The 14,650-nt window shown below is 62.9% G+C and carries 18 protein-coding genes; 11 read left to right on the top strand and 7 right to left on the bottom strand.

What is annotated here, in order from left to right:
- Positions 1 to 8: 8 nt before the first annotated feature.
- The 7 genes from mpl to RMO95_RS02245 all read left to right on the top strand — a co-directional run bounded on the left by mpl (position 9) and on the right by RMO95_RS02245 (position 6,388).
- Positions 9 to 1,358, top strand: coding sequence for a UDP-N-acetylmuramate:L-alanyl-gamma-D-glutamyl-meso-diaminopimelate ligase (mpl, locus tag RMO95_RS02275; protein ID WP_310448964.1), 1,350 nt, complete (start codon positions 9 to 11; stop codon positions 1,356 to 1,358).
- A 375-nt stretch (positions 1,359 to 1,733) separates the two neighbouring features.
- Positions 1,734 to 2,900, top strand: a complete 1,167-nt coding sequence (gene coxB / locus RMO95_RS02270; protein ID WP_310448963.1) for a cytochrome c oxidase subunit II — start codon at positions 1,734 to 1,736, stop codon at positions 2,898 to 2,900.
- Positions 2,901 to 2,930: 30 nt separating this feature from the next.
- On the top strand, positions 2,931 to 4,535 hold the full coding sequence (gene ctaD / locus RMO95_RS02265) for a cytochrome c oxidase subunit I (RefSeq protein ID WP_310448962.1): 1,605 nt from the start codon (positions 2,931 to 2,933) through the stop codon (positions 4,533 to 4,535).
- Positions 4,528 to 4,671 (top strand): cytochrome oxidase small assembly protein, encoded by a 144-nt coding sequence (locus RMO95_RS02260; RefSeq protein ID WP_310448961.1) that lies wholly within the window; start codon positions 4,528 to 4,530, stop codon positions 4,669 to 4,671. Before ctaD ends, RMO95_RS02260 begins: the two co-directional genes overlap by 8 nt.
- 18 nt (positions 4,672 to 4,689) lie before the next feature.
- Positions 4,690 to 5,271 (top strand): cytochrome c oxidase assembly protein, encoded by a 582-nt coding sequence (locus tag RMO95_RS02255; protein WP_310448960.1) that lies wholly within the window; start codon positions 4,690 to 4,692, stop codon positions 5,269 to 5,271.
- Complete coding sequence (locus tag RMO95_RS02250; protein WP_310448959.1) at positions 5,268 to 5,474, top strand: DUF2970 domain-containing protein; 207 nt, start codon at positions 5,268 to 5,270, stop codon at positions 5,472 to 5,474. Before RMO95_RS02255 ends, RMO95_RS02250 begins: the two co-directional genes overlap by 4 nt.
- A 59-nt stretch (positions 5,475 to 5,533) precedes the next feature.
- Positions 5,534 to 6,388, top strand: a complete 855-nt coding sequence (locus RMO95_RS02245) for a cytochrome c oxidase subunit 3 (protein WP_310448958.1) — start codon at positions 5,534 to 5,536, stop codon at positions 6,386 to 6,388.
- Between the two features lie 58 nt (positions 6,389 to 6,446).
- Here the strand turns inward: RMO95_RS02245 and RMO95_RS02240 are convergent, their stop codons facing one another.
- Positions 6,447 to 6,644, bottom strand: a complete 198-nt coding sequence (locus RMO95_RS02240) for a twin transmembrane helix small protein (RefSeq protein ID WP_310448957.1) — start codon at positions 6,642 to 6,644, stop codon at positions 6,447 to 6,449.
- Positions 6,645 to 6,698: 54 nt separating this feature from the next.
- Between RMO95_RS02240 and RMO95_RS02235 the strand changes: the two genes are divergently transcribed.
- The 4 genes from RMO95_RS02235 (at position 6,699) to RMO95_RS02220 (ending at position 9,726) form a co-directional block, all read left to right on the top strand.
- A complete protein-coding gene (locus RMO95_RS02235) occupies positions 6,699 to 7,403 on the top strand; it encodes an SURF1 family protein (RefSeq protein WP_310448956.1) in 705 nt (234 codons plus the stop codon).
- Positions 7,404 to 7,501: 98 nt separating this feature from the next.
- The gene (locus tag RMO95_RS02230) at positions 7,502 to 8,017 is read left to right on the top strand and encodes a hypothetical protein (RefSeq protein ID WP_310448955.1); all 516 of its coding nucleotides are present in this window, start codon (positions 7,502 to 7,504) and stop codon (positions 8,015 to 8,017) included.
- 217 nt (positions 8,018 to 8,234) lie between these two features.
- Positions 8,235 to 9,131, top strand: coding sequence for a heme o synthase (cyoE, locus tag RMO95_RS02225; RefSeq protein ID WP_310448954.1), 897 nt, complete (start codon positions 8,235 to 8,237; stop codon positions 9,129 to 9,131).
- A gap of 22 nt (positions 9,132 to 9,153) precedes the next feature.
- Positions 9,154 to 9,726: an SCO family protein gene (locus tag RMO95_RS02220; RefSeq protein WP_310448953.1), complete on the top strand. Its 573-nt coding sequence runs from the start codon at positions 9,154 to 9,156 to the stop codon at positions 9,724 to 9,726.
- A gap of 69 nt (positions 9,727 to 9,795) precedes the next feature.
- Here the strand turns inward: RMO95_RS02220 and rpoH are convergent, their stop codons facing one another.
- The 6 genes from rpoH to ftsY all read right to left on the bottom strand — a co-directional run bounded on the left by rpoH (position 9,796) and on the right by ftsY (position 14,611).
- Positions 9,796 to 10,692 (bottom strand): RNA polymerase sigma factor RpoH, encoded by an 897-nt coding sequence (gene rpoH, locus RMO95_RS02215; RefSeq protein ID WP_409574918.1) that lies wholly within the window; start codon positions 10,690 to 10,692, stop codon positions 9,796 to 9,798.
- Positions 10,693 to 10,844: 152 nt separating this feature from the next.
- On the bottom strand, positions 10,845 to 11,240 hold the full coding sequence (locus tag RMO95_RS02210) for a hypothetical protein (RefSeq protein ID WP_310448952.1): 396 nt from the start codon (positions 11,238 to 11,240) through the stop codon (positions 10,845 to 10,847).
- Positions 11,241 to 11,393: 153 nt separating this feature from the next.
- The gene (locus RMO95_RS02205) at positions 11,394 to 12,053 is read right to left on the bottom strand and encodes a methyltransferase domain-containing protein (RefSeq protein WP_310448951.1); all 660 of its coding nucleotides are present in this window, start codon (positions 12,051 to 12,053) and stop codon (positions 11,394 to 11,396) included.
- A gap of 37 nt (positions 12,054 to 12,090) precedes the next feature.
- Positions 12,091 to 12,990 (bottom strand): permease-like cell division protein FtsX, encoded by a 900-nt coding sequence (ftsX, locus tag RMO95_RS02200; protein ID WP_310448950.1) that lies wholly within the window; start codon positions 12,988 to 12,990, stop codon positions 12,091 to 12,093.
- Positions 12,987 to 13,634: a cell division ATP-binding protein FtsE gene (locus RMO95_RS02195; protein ID WP_310448949.1), complete on the bottom strand. Its 648-nt coding sequence runs from the start codon at positions 13,632 to 13,634 to the stop codon at positions 12,987 to 12,989. The genes ftsX and RMO95_RS02195 overlap by 4 nt, the downstream gene beginning before the upstream one ends.
- On the bottom strand, positions 13,634 to 14,611 hold the full coding sequence (ftsY, locus tag RMO95_RS02190; protein WP_310448948.1) for a signal recognition particle-docking protein FtsY: 978 nt from the start codon (positions 14,609 to 14,611) through the stop codon (positions 13,634 to 13,636). The genes RMO95_RS02195 and ftsY overlap by 1 nt, the downstream gene beginning before the upstream one ends.
- Positions 14,612 to 14,650 lie beyond the last annotated feature (39 nt).

Below are 14,650 nucleotides of genomic sequence, written 5' to 3'. Positions count from 1 at the left end.
AAAGTGCCATGCACATTCACATCCTCGGTGTCTGCGGCACCTTCATGGGCGGCATCGCGCTGCTGGCACGCTCGGCCGGGCACCGAGTCACCGGTTGCGACGCCAATGTCTATCCACCGATGAGTACGCAATTGACCGAGCAGGGCATCGCCTTGACGGATGGCTATGATCCCGGACAACTGGCGCTGAATCCGGACCTGTTCGTCGTCGGCAACACCATTTCGCGCGGCAATCCGCTGCTGGAAGCAATCCTGGAGCGCAATCTGCCCTATGTCTCCGGACCGCAGTGGCTGGCCGAAAACATATTGCAGGGACGCTGGGTGCTGGGCGTGGCGGGGACGCATGGCAAAACCACCACGACGTCGATGCTGGCCTGGATACTGGAAGAGGCAGGCTTGAACCCCTCGTTTCTCGTCGGCGGTGTCCCTCAGGGCTTTGGTGTCTCGGCGCGGCTGACCGATTCCCCCTTCTTCGTCATCGAAGCCGACGAGTACGACACGGCGTTTTGCGACAAGCGTTCCAAATTCGTTCATTACCGCCCAAGGACCGCCGTACTGAATAACCTTGAGTTCGATCATGCAGATATCTTTGCTGATCTTGCCGCTATCGAGACTCAATTCCATCATTTTGTACGTACTCTGCCCGGTAACGGACTGATTGTCGCCAACGCCGCGGAGCCGGCGCTCGATCGCGTCCTGGAACGCGGTTGCTGGACTCCGGTCGAGGTATTCAACGGCGCTGCCGGCTGGCAGGCCATGGCCGTGAATGGTGATGGCGGCTTCGAGGTCAGCCTGCGCGGCGAGCGCGTGGGGCGGGTCGAACATTTCGCCCTGCCCGGCGATCACAATCGCGCCAATGCCCTGGCCGCCCTGGCTGCGGCCCGCCATGCGGGCGTGCCGGTGGCTGTCGGGCTGCGGGCGCTGGAAAGCTTCAGGGGCGTGCGGCGCCGGCTGGAGATAAGGGGTACCGTGCGCGGCGTCACCGTGATCGACGATTTCGCCCATCATCCGACGGCAATCCGCGTCACCCTGGAAGGCCTCCGTCAGCGCGTGGGCGCCGCCCGGATTCTTGCCGTGCTCGAGCCGCGCTCGAATACGATGAAGCTGGGCACCATGAAGGCGCAGTTGCCGGATAGTCTGGCCGGTGCAGAGGCGACTTATTGCTATGCCGGCAATTTGGGCTGGAATGCCGCCGAGGCCCTGGCGCCACTGGGGACAAAGGCAAGGGTCTTCGACGATCTCGACCAATTGGTCGCCGCCGTGGCGGCGGACGCACGGGAGGGTGACCAGGTATTGATCATGAGCAACGGTGGATTCGGCGGAGTTCATGAAAAGCTGTTGTCAGCCCTGACGCATTGATACCAGGCCATTCCCGCACCGCGCTTTCCTGACTCAAAAAGCATCCGGCCGGCGTTCGGTCGTCGCGTGGCCCCGACATGTGTCGAAAGGAAAGCTTCCGTGGCGCTTGCCGCCGGCCTTGTCGGCGTTAAGCGTGGCGGCCATAAGCGGAATCTCGGGCAGGTCCGGCGCGAATAATCACACATCGTGATAGCCAACTTTGACAAATATCAATGAAGCTGTGTTAACCTTCACAATAGTTGAGTATTAAAGTAAAGTTTAATTACTCGAATTGAGTGTCGGCAAGTGAGCGTTGCGCCATGGCGCGATGAGTACAAAGTGCTAGAAACGCCGCCATGACCAACGATGTCTGGCAAAGGCGATTTAGGGGGGAGCATGGCAATCAATAAATCCAAATCCTGTCGAGGGCAGGGTTCCGCACGTCTTGCCCGTGGCCTCACGGCTGGCGCGCTGGCCCTTGGTGCCGAGCTGGCGCTTGCGGCCTGGGAACTCAATCTGCAGCCTCCGGTCAGCGCCGGCGCCCGGCTTGCCTACGATTTGCACACCATGGTGATGTGGCTGATCGTGGTGATCTTCGTCGGTGTGTTCGGCGCCCTCAGCTATTCGCTTTATGCCCATCGCAAGTCGAAGGGCCACAAGGCTGCCGATTTCCACGACAACACGACAATTGAAATTCTATGGACCGTGGTGCCCTTCATCATCCTGGTCCTGATCGCTTTTCCCGCAACCACCTCGCTGGTGGCGATGCGCGATACCTCGCAGCCGGACATGACGGTGAAGGCAACCGGTTATCAATGGAAATGGGGTTATGAGTACCTGACCGGTGATGCGGCAGGCATCAAGTACATGAGTGTGCTGGCCACCACCCAGGATCAGATCAAGGGATTGGCGCCCAAGGGCGAGCACTACCTGCTGGAAGTCGATAAACCGCTGGTGGTTCCGGTGAACCAGAAGGTGCGCATCCTCACGACTTCGGCCGATGTCATTCACAACTGGTCGGTGCCGGCGTTTGCGGTGAAGACCGATGCCGTCCCGGGCTTTGTGCGCGATACCTGGTTCCGCGCCGAGAAGGAAGGCACCTACCGCGGTCAGTGTTCCGAACTCTGCGGCAAGGATCACGGCTTCATGCCGGTGGTGGTCGAGGTGGTTTCGGCGGAGAAATATGCCGCCTGGACGGCCGAGCAGAAGAAGCTGATGGCTGCCGGGGCGGAAGATCCCAATAAGGTATGGACCCTTGCCGAGCAGCAGGCCCACGGCGAAAAGGTCTACACCACCAACTGCGCCGCCTGCCACCAGCCCACCGGACAGGGCCTGCCGCCGGCCTTCCCGGCGCTCGACGGTTCGAAACTGGTCAAGGGACCGAAGCAGGCCCACATCCAAATCGTGCTCAACGGCAAGCCGGGTACCGCCATGGCGGCGTTCGGCGTCCAACTGAACGATAGCGATATCGCCGCCGTGGTCGCCTATGAGCGCAATGCCTGGAGCAACAAGTCCGGCGAAGTCATTCAACCGGCCGAAGTCAAGGCCCTGCGCGGCAAGTGATCGATCCGCGCGAGCCTACAGGAGAACAGCATGAACGCTAGCCACACCGCCCATCACGACGATCTCGGCCATCACGGCCACGCACCTTCCGGCATCATGCGCTGGATCACCACCACCAACCATAAGGACATCGGCACGATGTACCTCTGGTTCAGCTTCATCATGTTCCTGGTCGGTGGTGCGATGTCGCTGGTGATCCGCGCCGAACTGATGCAGCCCGGCATCCAGTATGTGTCGCCCGAGTTCTATAACCAGATGCTCACGCTGCACGCGCTGATCATGGTGTTCGGCGCCATCATGCCGGCCTTCGTCGGCTTCGCCAACTGGATGCTGCCGCTGATGCTCGGCGCCCCCGACATGGCTTTTGCCCGGATGAACAACTGGAGCTTCTGGCTGCTGCCGCCGGCGGCCATCCTGCTTACCGGATCCCTGTTCGTCCCGGGCGGCGCGGCTGGCACCGGCTGGACGCTGTATCCGCCCCTGTCGGTACAGATGGGCATCGGCATGGACATGGCGATATTCGCAGTGCATATTCTCGGGATGTCGTCGATCATGGGTTCGATCAACATCATCACCACCATCCTCAATCTGCGCACGCCCGGCATGACCATGATGAAGATGCCGATGTTCGCCTGGACCTGGCTGGTGACGGCCTTCCTGCTGATCGCCTCGATGCCGATACTCGCCGGCGCTGTCACCATGCTGCTGACCGACCGCCATTTCGGCACCAGTTTCTTCAGCGCCGCCGGCGGCGGCGATCCGGTGCTGTTCCAGCACATCTTCTGGTTCTTCGGCCACCCCGAGGTGTACATCATCGCGCTGCCGGCCTTCGGCGTCGTCTCGCACGTGATCCCGGCCTTTTCGCGCAAGCCGCTGTTCGGTTATGTCTCGATGGTCTACGCGATCGCGGCCATCGGCCTGATTTCCTTCTTCGTCTGGGCCCACCACATGTATGTGACGGGCATTCCGCTGACGGGCCAGCTCTACTTCATGTACGCCACGCTGCTGATTGCCGTGCCGACCGGGGTCAAGGTGTTCAACTGGGTCACCACCATGTGGCGCGGTGCGCTTTCCTTCGAGACGCCGATGCTGTTTGCGCTGGGCTTCCTGTTCCTGTTCACCATCGGCGGCCTGACCGGCCTGGTGCTGGCGATCACGGCGGTGGATATCCAGCTGCAGGACACCTATTACGTGGTGGCCCATTTTCATTACGTGATGGTTGCGGGAGCCCTGTTCTCCGCCTATGCTGGTTTGTATTACTGGCTGCCGAAATGGACCGGCCACATGTACAACGAGTCGCTGGGCAAGCTGCATTTCTGGCTTTCCATCGTGTTCTTCAACATAGCCTTTTTCCCGCAGCACTTCCTCGGCCTTGCCGGCATGCCGCGCCGCATTCCCGACTATGCGCAGCAATTCACCGACTTCAACATGGTCTCGGGCATCGGCGCATTCGGCTTCGGCTTCAGCCAGCTGCTGGTTCTGGTGGTGGTGTTCAAGGCCATGAAAGGCGGCGAAAAAGCCGCGGCGAAGCCGTGGGACGGCGCGACCGGCCTGGAGTGGACGGTTCCCTCGCCGGCGCCGCACCATACCTTCGAGGATCCGCCGCCCTTCGATCAGGCCACGGCCCATGCCTGATCGACTCGCCATGGAGCACGGCAAACTGACGCCGCAGCAGAGGCAAGGCAACCGGCGCATTGCGCTGGTTCTCGCCCTGTTCGCCTTCCTGGTGTTTGCGACCTTCATCGCCCGCCAGTGGCTGGCCTCGCCCTGACCATCGGTTTATCGAGCGATGAGCCAAGTCCTCACTCCCGCGGGCACCCTGATCAAGGCGGCCAATCGCCGTCTGGCGGTGCGCCTGCTGGCCGTGATTGCCGGCAGCCTGCTGTTCGTTGCGATCCAGCCGGGGCTGTACAAGGCCTTTTGCGAGTGGACCGGAATCTACGACATCGATCGCGCCGACCAACTGGCGCACAGCCCGCTGGCTGGCCGTGCGGTGCGTCTCGAATTCGATGCCAACAGCTTCGACAACGGCTTGCGCTTCCGTCCTGAGCTCGCGACCCTGTCGGCGAAAACCGGCAACGTCGTGCATGTGACCTACCGCGTCGAGAATACCCGCGATACCGTCGTCATCGGCCAGGCGGTTCCCAGCTACAGTCCGCAGCATGCGGGCGGCTACGTAAAAAAACTCGATTGCTTCTGTTTCAAGCAGCAGACCTTCGCGCCGCATGAGGTGCGCGAACTGCCGGTGGTATTCGTGCTCGATCCGGAACTGCCGGCCGATGTCACGACCGTGACGCTGTCTTATACCTTCTTCGAAGTTCCGGAAGGATCGGTGCAGGGCAAGCCCGTCAATTCGAAATCCGCGCCATGAACAAGCCGACCGCCACGTCGCCCGGACTGCTGCGCACCCTGCGTACGGTGGGTTCGGCCATGTTCGGAGTGCGCGGCAGGAAGCGCCACGAAGAGGATGCGGCTGCCTTGTCGCCGTTGTTGGTGGCCATCGCCGCGTTGATTTTCATGGCCGTGTTTGTCGGGGTTCTGGTCACCCTGGCTACGACCATTGTCGGCAAATAACAAGATTGCGTATCGCAAAGTGTTGAACAGTATCAACCGCTAAATTCCAGGAGGCCGCCATGAGTCACGCTGCAGGAAGCAACCGCTACTACGTTCCGGAGCCATCGATCTGGCCTCTGGTGGGCTCGGGCGCCCTGCTGCTGCTCGCCTTCGGCGCCGTGCTCAGCATGAATTCGATCGCCAACGGCGGCCTGTTGCTGCTGGCGGGTTTCGTGGTGTTGCTGATCATGCTGTTCGGCTGGTTCGGACGGGTCATCGGCGAGTCCGAGGCCGGCCAATACAACATCCAGGTGGACCGCTCCTTCCGCTGGGCGATGTCGTGGTTCATTTTTTCCGAGGTGATGTTCTTCGCCGCGTTCTTCGGCGCCCTGTTTTACGTCCGCGTGCTGGCTGTTCCCGAACTCGGCAGCCCCGGCCAGGCCCTGCTCTGGGACGGCTTTGTCGGCCAGTGGCCGACTGCGGGACCCGCTGCCAAGGACAGCTTCACGCCGATGCACGCATGGGGCCTGCCGGCCATCAATACCGCCTTGCTGCTGAGTTCCGGTGTCACCATCACCTGGGCCCACTGGGGCCTGATCGCCGGCAAGCGCAAGCAACTGATACTGGGCCTGATGCTCACGGTGTTGCTCGGCGTGACCTTTCTCGGCGTACAGATTTATGAGTATGGCGAAGCCTATTCCCATCTCAACCTCAAGATGACTACGGGAGTTTACGGTTCCACCTTCTACATGCTGACCGGTTTTCACGGCTTTCATGTCACGCTCGGCGCGACCATGCTGGCCGTGATTCTGGTGCGCTCGATCAAGGGCCACTTCACGGCCGAGCGTCATTTCGCATTCGAGGCGGTGGCGTGGTACTGGCACTTCGTCGACGTGGTCTGGCTGGGCTTGTTTGTCGTCGTCTATTGGCTCTGAGCGTCCGGCCGTCCCGGGCCCAACGGGGGCTGTCCGGGCATGAGCTTCATGCCCGGGCTCAGAGATGCCCGCTGATCCAGCCGAAGTAGTGGCCGCCGATCAACACCAGGAACAGCAGCACGGACAGGGCGACGCGCAGGGTCAGCGCCTTGACCGCCCGGTCCGCACTCTGCCCGCTGTCGCGATATACGAACAACAAGGCGCTGGCCAGACTGAGCACAATGGCAATTAGCAGGGCAATTACGATGAAGCGCATGAGCGAAACGCCGATATGTACAGTGTCGCTACGATACCAGTTCGCAGTCTAGCCGTGCATCGTCCTTCCCGGACCCTGTGGCAGCGCGCGGCGATCAGCCTGGTCCTGGTCGGCCTGTGCCTGGGCATGGCCTGGCTGCAGTTGTGGCGTGCCGAGACCCGCGGCGGTAATTTCGAGCGTCAGCAGGCCGGTGCCGGGGCCGCCCCGATCGCTCTTGGCGCCGACCAGCGTGATGCCGAGTTTCTGCAATGGCGTCCGGTCATGGTGCGAGGGCGCTGGCTCGCGGAGCGGACCCTGTTTCTCGACAACAAAATCCATCGCCAGCGTGTCGGCTACCATGTATTGACGCCCTTGCAGCTTGATGGATCGCGTGCCGTGGTGCTGGTCAATCGCGGCTGGGTGCAGGCACCCCGCTTGCGCACAGAGATACCGCTGATCGCCACGGAGCCCGGTCCCGTCGAAATCAGCGGCATTGCACGCAAGTTCGAGTCGAAGTTTTTCGAGTTCGGCAAACCTCAGCCCGAAGGCCAGGTCTGGCAACACGTGCGCGAGACCGACTATCGCCAGCGCAGCGGACTGGATGTATTGCCGGTCATTGTTCTGCAATCGAATGCCGCGGCCGATGGCCTGATCCGCGACTGGAGCGACCTTCAGGGACCCGGCAATCCGGCGCAGCGCCACTATGCTTATGCCATCATGTGGCTGATCTTTGCCCTGATGGCCGCCGGCTATGGTTTGTTGGCATGGAAGCGCGCTTGAAGCCGGTTCGATCGATCTCCACCATGCCCCATTCCTCTCTCGCTGCCATGAACGATCCCAGCCCAGCCCCTCCGATTCGCCGGTCCGGCCGCTGGGCATTGATTGCCATCGCCCTGGTCTGCGTCCTGCCTTTGCTGGCGGCCCTGTATTTCCGATTCATAGCGCCCCCCGACGCAACCACGCTGGCCGGCCAGGCGCTCACGCCCGCGGCATTTCCCTATGCGGCCGTGCGACGCATGGACGGTCAGCCGCTGGCCCATGCCGAAGTCGCCGAGCACTGGATGGTGGTGCATGCCGGCTCGGGACTCTGCGATTCAGGCTGTCGCGACGCGCTCTATCTGACTCGGCAAGCGCGCACCGCCCAGGGCCGCAGCATGGAGCGCATCCAGCGCGTCTGGATCATTGCCGACGCCAAGCGACCCGCCGCCGATTTGCTCGCCCTGCACCCGGATTTGCTGCTGCTCGAACCGGTTGATGGCCGGGCCATCGAGGCATTCGCAGCCGCAGGGGCAATCCATCTGGTCGACCGGCGCGGCTTCGTGGTGTTTCGTTACGCGCCCACGGTCGACCCGAAAGCCTTCATTCGCGAGTTGGGCAAGCTGGTCAAGTTCTAGCCGTGTCGCCAGCACCAACTTTCATGCGCGAGCCGTATTTTTGCCGATCCGCGGCGGCCCCGGATGGGGAAGTTTTCTCCGCCGCGGATGGCGCCGCAAGCGGCAGCAGACCCGCCGCTTATCCCGCAGCACTGGCCGTGCCCTTACAGCTTTGCAGCCTCTGGCTGCGTGCTAGACTGGCATTTCGATTCCGGATTCAACCGTTCATCTCTCAAGCATGAAAACCACAGCCCTCATCCTGCAATCCGGCACCGACCGACTGCGTCAGTATTTTCAGTTGACGAAACCGCGGGTGGTTTCGCTGATCGTTTTTTGCGCGGTAATCGGCATGTTCCTCGCGGTGCCGGGCATGGTGCCGTGGCGCATCCTGCTCGCCGGCACTGCAGGTATCGCCCTGGTGGCCGGCGCGGCGGCGGCGGCAAACTGCCTGATCGAACAGAAGATCGATGCGCTGATGGCGCGCACCCGCGGCCGGCCCCTGCCTCAGGGCGAAGTCAATTCACTGGAGACGGTGCTGTTCTCGGGTCTTATCGGCGGCACCGGGCTGTTCCTGCTCTACACCTGGGTGAATCCCTACACCATGTGGCTGACCTTCGCCACCTTCGTCGGCTATGCGGTGATCTACACCATTTTCCTCAAGCCCAACACCTCGCAGAACATCGTCATCGGCGGCGCCTCGGGCGCCATGCCGCCCGTGCTCGGCTGGGCGGCCGTGACCGGCGAGGCGCCGGGTGAGGCCTGGCTGTTGTTCCTGATCATCTTCGTGTGGACGCCGCCGCACTTCTGGTCGCTGGCGCTGTACCGCACCAAGGAATACGCCGCCGCCGGCCTGCCCATGCTGCCGGTGACGCATGGCGCCGAGTACACCCGCCGCCATGTCTTTCTCTACACCGTCGGCCTCACGCTGGTAACCCTCGTGCCCTATGTCATAGGTATGTCGGGCGGGTTCTACCTGACTTCTGCCGTGCTGCTCGACACCGTCTTTCTCGGTTACGCCTGGCTGATCTGGCGCGACTACTCGGACGCCGTGGCGCGCATCACCTTCCGCTGGTCGATTCTCTATCTCGCACTCCTGTTCGCGGCGCTGCTGATCGACCACTACCTGCTGGTCTGAGTACGTTCCCCGCAAGCTTCCGATGCGCATCCTGCTGTTGTGCCTTGCGCTGCTGCTCAGCGCCTGCAGTCCGCCGGCGAAGTTCAACGCCACGGAACTGCGCAGCATCGACTGGGGCAAGGACTTCGCGCTTACCGACCATCAAGGCAAGCTGCGCCGCCTGGCCGATTTCCAGGGCCGTGCGGTGGTCCTGTTCTTCGGCTACACGCAATGTCCCGATGTCTGCCCGACGACGATGGGCAATATGCGCGAATTGATGACCGCGTTGGGCTCCGACGCGGAACGGGTGCAGGTGTTGTTCGTCACGATCGATCCCGAGCGCGATACGGCGCAACTCCTGGCGCAATACGTGCCGGCATTCCATCCATCTTTTCTCGGCCTGTTCGGCGATGCGGCGGCGACGGCGGCAGTCGCGAAGGAGTTCAAAATCTACTATCACAAGCAGCCGGGAACGACGCCCTCGACCTACTCGATGGATCACACGGCCGGCAGCTATGTCTTCGACCCGCGCGGGCGGCTGCGGCTCTATCTGCGTCATGGCGAAACACCGCAGCACATGGCGCAGGATCTCAAACAGTTATTGGCCGGAGAGTAGCAAGGCTTCGGAAAAAACCATGGGCAGCCGCGTTGCCGCGGCTGCCCGTTCCCGACGGCTTTGGATTGCTCAGGTCGCCAGGCTGCTTTTCATCTTCTGCATCGCCTTGACTTCGATTTGGCGAATGCGCTCGGCCGACACGCCGTACTCGGCCGCCAGTTCATGCAGCGTCGCCGCTTCTTCGCCATCCGCCACCAGCCAGCGCCGCTGAACGATGGTGCGACTGCGTGGATCGAGACTGGCCAATGCCGAACGCAGTCCTTCGTCCTGCAAGCGGTCGTACTCCTTGCGCTCCAGGATCGCCGAAGGCTCGATGCTGCGATCGGCGGCCAGATAGGCGATGGGAGCGTAGCTGTCCTCATCGTCATCGGAGACGGGTTCGAGCGAAACGTCGGCGCCCGTCAGGCGGGTTTCCATTTCGATGACTTCTGCCGGCTTGACGCCGAGTTGCTTTGCCACGGCGGCGACTTCTTCGGCGCCCAGCGTGTTGAAGCCCTGTGGCGAATCCACGTCCTGCGCCAGCGAGGCCTTGATGCTGCGCAGATTGAAGAACAGTTTACGCTGCGCCTTGGTCGTGGCGATCTTGACCAGCCGCCAGTTCTTCAGGATGTATTCGTGGATCTCGGCCTTGATCCAGTGCATGGCGAACGACACGAGCCGCACACCGCGATCCGGATCAAAGCGCTTTACCGCCTTCATCAAGCCGATGTTGCCTTCCTGAATCAGGTCGGCATGCGGCAAGCCATAACCCAAGTAGCCGCGCGCAATGGCAATCACCAAGCGCAGATGAGAGGTTACCAACTGCCGCGCCGCATCCAGATCGCCGTCCTGGCGAAAGCGGCGGGCAAGCGACTGCTCCTCGGCTTCGCTGAGCATAGGGACGCGATTCGCGGCGGAAATGAACGCCTCGATACTGCCGCTGGCGGCAAGCATGGGGAAACGCTCAAGAGATACGGTATGACTCACGGTACGACCTCCTTGACGGCAATATTAGCACTCTTGAATTGAGAGTGCCAACATCTGGAGAAGTTCCCGATGAATTTAGTCGGGAATTGTCGGCCGGACCCGTTTACAGGCAGCCATCCTCGGGCATTTCGCCCAGGGCAGCGACGAGGCCATCAGGCTTTCGGCGGCGCTCCCGGCGGACGCTTCGGCTTCTTGAAAAAGCGCTTGGAGGGCTTGGCGCCGGGCGTAGGATCCTGGCGCCTTGCCTGCTCGGGACGTCGTCCCTGCCCCTGTCCCTGCCCTTGTCCCTGTCCCTGTCCCTGTCCCGGACGTCGCCCCGGTTCTGCCGGCGCTCCCTGAATACGGTTGCCGGGGGCCAGGCAAATCTCCAATTCGATGATCTCGTCCCAAATCGCATCGGTACGCTGGTGGTCGGGAATGGCCAGCAACTCCCGCAGACGGCGACGCGGGTCTTGGGGTTGCGGTTCGTTGCGTACGGGCTCCGCCAGCAGCTGTTCGTTTTGCGCGGGTTCGACGGGAGCCTGCTCGATCGGTTGGTCTTCGTTCATTTGCATATTATCGCTCGAATAATCTGTTCCGTTCCAGTGTTACCCATTGCGGCGCGGAAGCTGTAGGTTTTTTCCAAAGCCTTTCGGCTTGTTCCTTCTACCAATGCGGTAAAACCCTCGCATCGGCAGTCATCGGTGGGCCGGTCGCCGCGCTCACCTGGCTTGCGAATCCGGATTCGTCCGCTCTTTCATCTGCGTGTCGCAATCCAGCGGCGGCGACACGATGAATTGGGCCATTTGTGTCGAACTGCCGCGCAGGGGATCGACAGGCCCAATATCGCTGAAACTGACGGCATAGCCGTGGCGGGCTGCAACGCCCCGCGCCCATTGCTGAAACCTGGCGCGCTTCCATTCGAAGCGATGGCCGCGGTGCCGAAACTGGCCGGGCACCATGCCATGCAGCGCATTGTATTCCTCGTTGGGCGTGGTGACCAGAACGGTGGAAGGGCGCATGCCGGCAAACACCGCATGTTCGACCTTCGACAGGCGGCGGGGATCGATGTGTTCGATGGTTTCGACCAGGGTGGCGGCATCGAAGCCGGCCAGTTCCCGATCGACTTCCTCGAACGAACCGCAACGCAGTTGCACGCCACAGGCATGATCGGGCCGATCCAGGCCCAGCGCGAGTCGCGCCGCGGCGAGCGCTTCGGCATCGATGTCGATACCGACGATGCGGCTGAATTGCGGGTGGGCCGCCAGTCGCTGCAGCAATTCGCCGGGACCGCAACCGAGATCCAGGACGCGGCTTGCGCCTCTGTCCAGCAGATGGCGCACCACGGTATCCAGACGTTCCCGGTGCAGTTCGCTGGCCATGGATCAGTCGACCTTCCTGCGCATCGTTTCCCTGGTTTCAGTACTGCTGCATATGCTGGCGCATGGAGATCATCGCTCCCAGCCAGCCGAGGCCGGCGGCGAAGCCCAGCAGCAGCGCCGAGTCGCGCGCGCCCAGCGTCTGCAGCGCCAGCGTGAGATCGTACAGCCTTGCCAGTTCGGCCAGGGGGGCACGCAGCCACAGCGCGGCGGCTGCGACCAGCAACCAGGCAAGCACACCGCCACCCAGTCCGAGGAGGACCCCGAAGTAGAGAAAGGGGCGCTGGATGAAGCCGTTCGTGGCGCCGAGCAGCCGGCTGACCTCGATCTCGCTGCGGTGCGTGAGCACTTGCATGCGAATTATGCTGAAGCTGATTGCGATCAGGCCCGTGCCCAGCAAAGCGGCCAGCAGCATCACCGTGGTGCGGCCAAGTTTCAGCAGGGCATCGAGCCGGCGTACCCAGGCCGAGTCGAGTTGCACATGCTCGATCTTGGGCCATTGGCGGAACTCGACGGCGAGTTGCTCCATCGCCGCCAGGCTTTCATCCGCGACGCTGACCACGAAGGCATCGGGGAAAGGGTTTGCCGGCAGGGCTTCGATCACCTCGCGCAGACCCGGGCCGGATTTCATGCGCGCCAGGGTCTCCTCGCGCGGGACAAACAGCACCTGTTTGACCCCGGTATGGCGGCCCAGGCGCTCGCCGATTTCGGTCGCTGCCTGGCGTTCTGCGTTGGCCGCCATGAAGATCGAAATCTGCGGAACGGCGGAAGTCGTGCCGCTCAGGTGCAGGGCATTGGCGAGCAGCATCTGGCCTCCGGCCGGCAAGGCCAGGGCGATCCCGATCGCCAGCAGCGAGAGCAGGCTATTGACCGGCGCGGCGGCCAGTCGGCGCAACGCGAGCCGGGCCGCATCCTGGTGCTGGCTCAGCCAGACCCTCATGACAGCAAGCTGCCGTGATCGAGCTGCAGGCGCCGCGCCGCGGGAAACAGCTCGGTGGCATAGGTCGCGATCAATACCGTGACGCCGACGTGGTGGAACTCATGAAAGATGCGCGCCACATCCGCGGCAGTCTCGGTATCCAGATGGGCCGTGGGTTCATCGGCGAGCAGCAGGCTCGGCCGGTTCACCACGGCGCGGGCGATCGCCAGGCGCTGCTGTTCGCCACCGGAGAGCATGACCGGCATGGCCTTCTCGCGGCTGGCCAGGCCCACCTTGTCCAGCGCGGCGCGCACGCGCTGCGCGGCGTCCCGGCGCGGGAAACCGACTATCGACAGCGGCAGCATGACGTTGTCGAACACCGTCCGATCGAACAGCAGCTTCTGATCCTGGAACACCATGCCGATGCGCCGGCGCAGGAAGGGCAGGGCCGAACGCGGTAGCGCGGAGAGATTCTGTCCGCTGATCAGCAGTGCGCCGCCGCTGGGTTTCTCGACTCCCGCAATGAGTTTGAGCAGGGTGGATTTTCCTGCGCCGGAGTGGCCGCAGACCAGCGCCATTTCGTGTTCCGCCACCTCGCAGCTGACATCCGACAGCGCATCGAGGCCGGGCGGATAGCGTTTGGAAACACGCTCGAAGCGAATCACTAACCCGGTCCCAGCAATGCCTCGACAAACTCGTCGGCGCGGAAGGTCTGCAAGTCATCGATGCCCTCGCCGACGCCGATGAAGCGCACAGGCTTCGGGCACTGGCGGGCGATCGCGGCGAGCACGCCGCCCTTGGCGGTGCCGTCGAGCTTGGTGATGACCAGTCCGGTCACGCCGATCGCCTTGTCGAAGGCCTTGACCTGCTGCACGGCGTTCTGCCCGATGTTGGCATCGAGCACCAGCAGCACCTCGTGCGGACCCGTGTCATGAGCCTTCTGGATCACGCGGCGCACCTTGGCAATTTCTTCCATCAGATGCAGTTGCGTCGGCAGGCGCCCGGCGGTGTCGGCCAGCACGACGTCGATCTTGCGCGCGCGGGCGGCGCTGATCGCATCGAACACCACGGCGGCCGGATCACCGCCTTCCTGCGCGATGACGGTGACGCCGTTTCTCTCGCCCCATTCCGTCAGTTGCTCGCGCGCAGCGGCGCGGAAGGTGTCGCCGGCGGCCAGCAGTACGCTCTTGCCCTGACTCTGGAAGTGCTTGGCCAGCTTGCCGATCGAGGTGGTCTTGCCGGCGCCATTGACGCCGGCGATCATGATTACGAAGGGCTGATGGCCATCGGCCTGCAGCGGTTGCTCCAGCGGCGCGAGCAGGGTTTGCAGCCCTTGCGCCAGCGCAGCGCGCAACTGGTTGGGGGTTTCCAGCTTGTCGCGCTTGACGCTGGCCTTGAGTTCGGCGAGCAGCCAGTGCGTCGCCTCGACGCCGCAGTCGGCCATCAGCAGCGTGCTCTCCAGATCTTCGAGCAGTTCGTCGTCGATCTTCGCCCGGCTGAAGAGCTCGCCGAGCGGCGTGTTGAGGGTGGCTCGGGTGCGGGAAAGTCCTGCCTTGAGGCGTTCGCCCCAGGAAGCGCGCGGCGCCGGAGTTGCGGCTGCCTGGGCGGCGGGGTGGTCCTTCGTCTTTAGGAAACCAAACATGCGGAATGCGGTCGGAGGCTGGAGCCGCGCTAAGATGCG

The sequence above is a fragment of the Sulfuritalea sp. genome (genome assembly GCF_031426875.1).
Taxonomy (GTDB): Bacteria; Pseudomonadota; Gammaproteobacteria; order Burkholderiales; family Rhodocyclaceae; genus Sulfuritalea.
The sequence above is the reverse complement of the archived record's forward strand: the minus strand, read 5'-3'. Positions and strand labels throughout refer to the sequence as shown.

Coding starts and splice junctions, on each gene's coding strand:
- mpl (WP_310448964.1), top strand. CDS start 9: ATGCACATTCACATCCTCGGTGTCTGCGGCACCTTCATGGGCGGCATC.
- coxB (WP_310448963.1), top strand. CDS start 1,734: ATGGCAATCAATAAATCCAAATCCTGTCGAGGGCAGGGTTCCGCACGT.
- ctaD (WP_310448962.1), top strand. CDS start 2,931: ATGAACGCTAGCCACACCGCCCATCACGACGATCTCGGCCATCACGGC.
- RMO95_RS02260 (WP_310448961.1), top strand. CDS start 4,528: ATGCCTGATCGACTCGCCATGGAGCACGGCAAACTGACGCCGCAGCAG.
- RMO95_RS02255 (WP_310448960.1), top strand. CDS start 4,690: ATGAGCCAAGTCCTCACTCCCGCGGGCACCCTGATCAAGGCGGCCAAT.
- RMO95_RS02250 (WP_310448959.1), top strand. CDS start 5,268: ATGAACAAGCCGACCGCCACGTCGCCCGGACTGCTGCGCACCCTGCGT.
- RMO95_RS02245 (WP_310448958.1), top strand. CDS start 5,534: ATGAGTCACGCTGCAGGAAGCAACCGCTACTACGTTCCGGAGCCATCG.
- RMO95_RS02240 (WP_310448957.1), bottom strand. CDS start 6,644: ATGCGCTTCATCGTAATTGCCCTGCTAATTGCCATTGTGCTCAGTCTG.
- cyoE (WP_310448954.1), top strand. CDS start 8,235: ATGAAAACCACAGCCCTCATCCTGCAATCCGGCACCGACCGACTGCGT.
- RMO95_RS02220 (WP_310448953.1), top strand. CDS start 9,154: ATGCGCATCCTGCTGTTGTGCCTTGCGCTGCTGCTCAGCGCCTGCAGT.
- RMO95_RS02210 (WP_310448952.1), bottom strand. CDS start 11,240: ATGAACGAAGACCAACCGATCGAGCAGGCTCCCGTCGAACCCGCGCAA.
- RMO95_RS02205 (WP_310448951.1), bottom strand. CDS start 12,053: ATGGCCAGCGAACTGCACCGGGAACGTCTGGATACCGTGGTGCGCCAT.
- ftsX (WP_310448950.1), bottom strand. CDS start 12,990: ATGAGGGTCTGGCTGAGCCAGCACCAGGATGCGGCCCGGCTCGCGTTG.
- ftsY (WP_310448948.1), bottom strand. CDS start 14,611: ATGTTTGGTTTCCTAAAGACGAAGGACCACCCCGCCGCCCAGGCAGCC.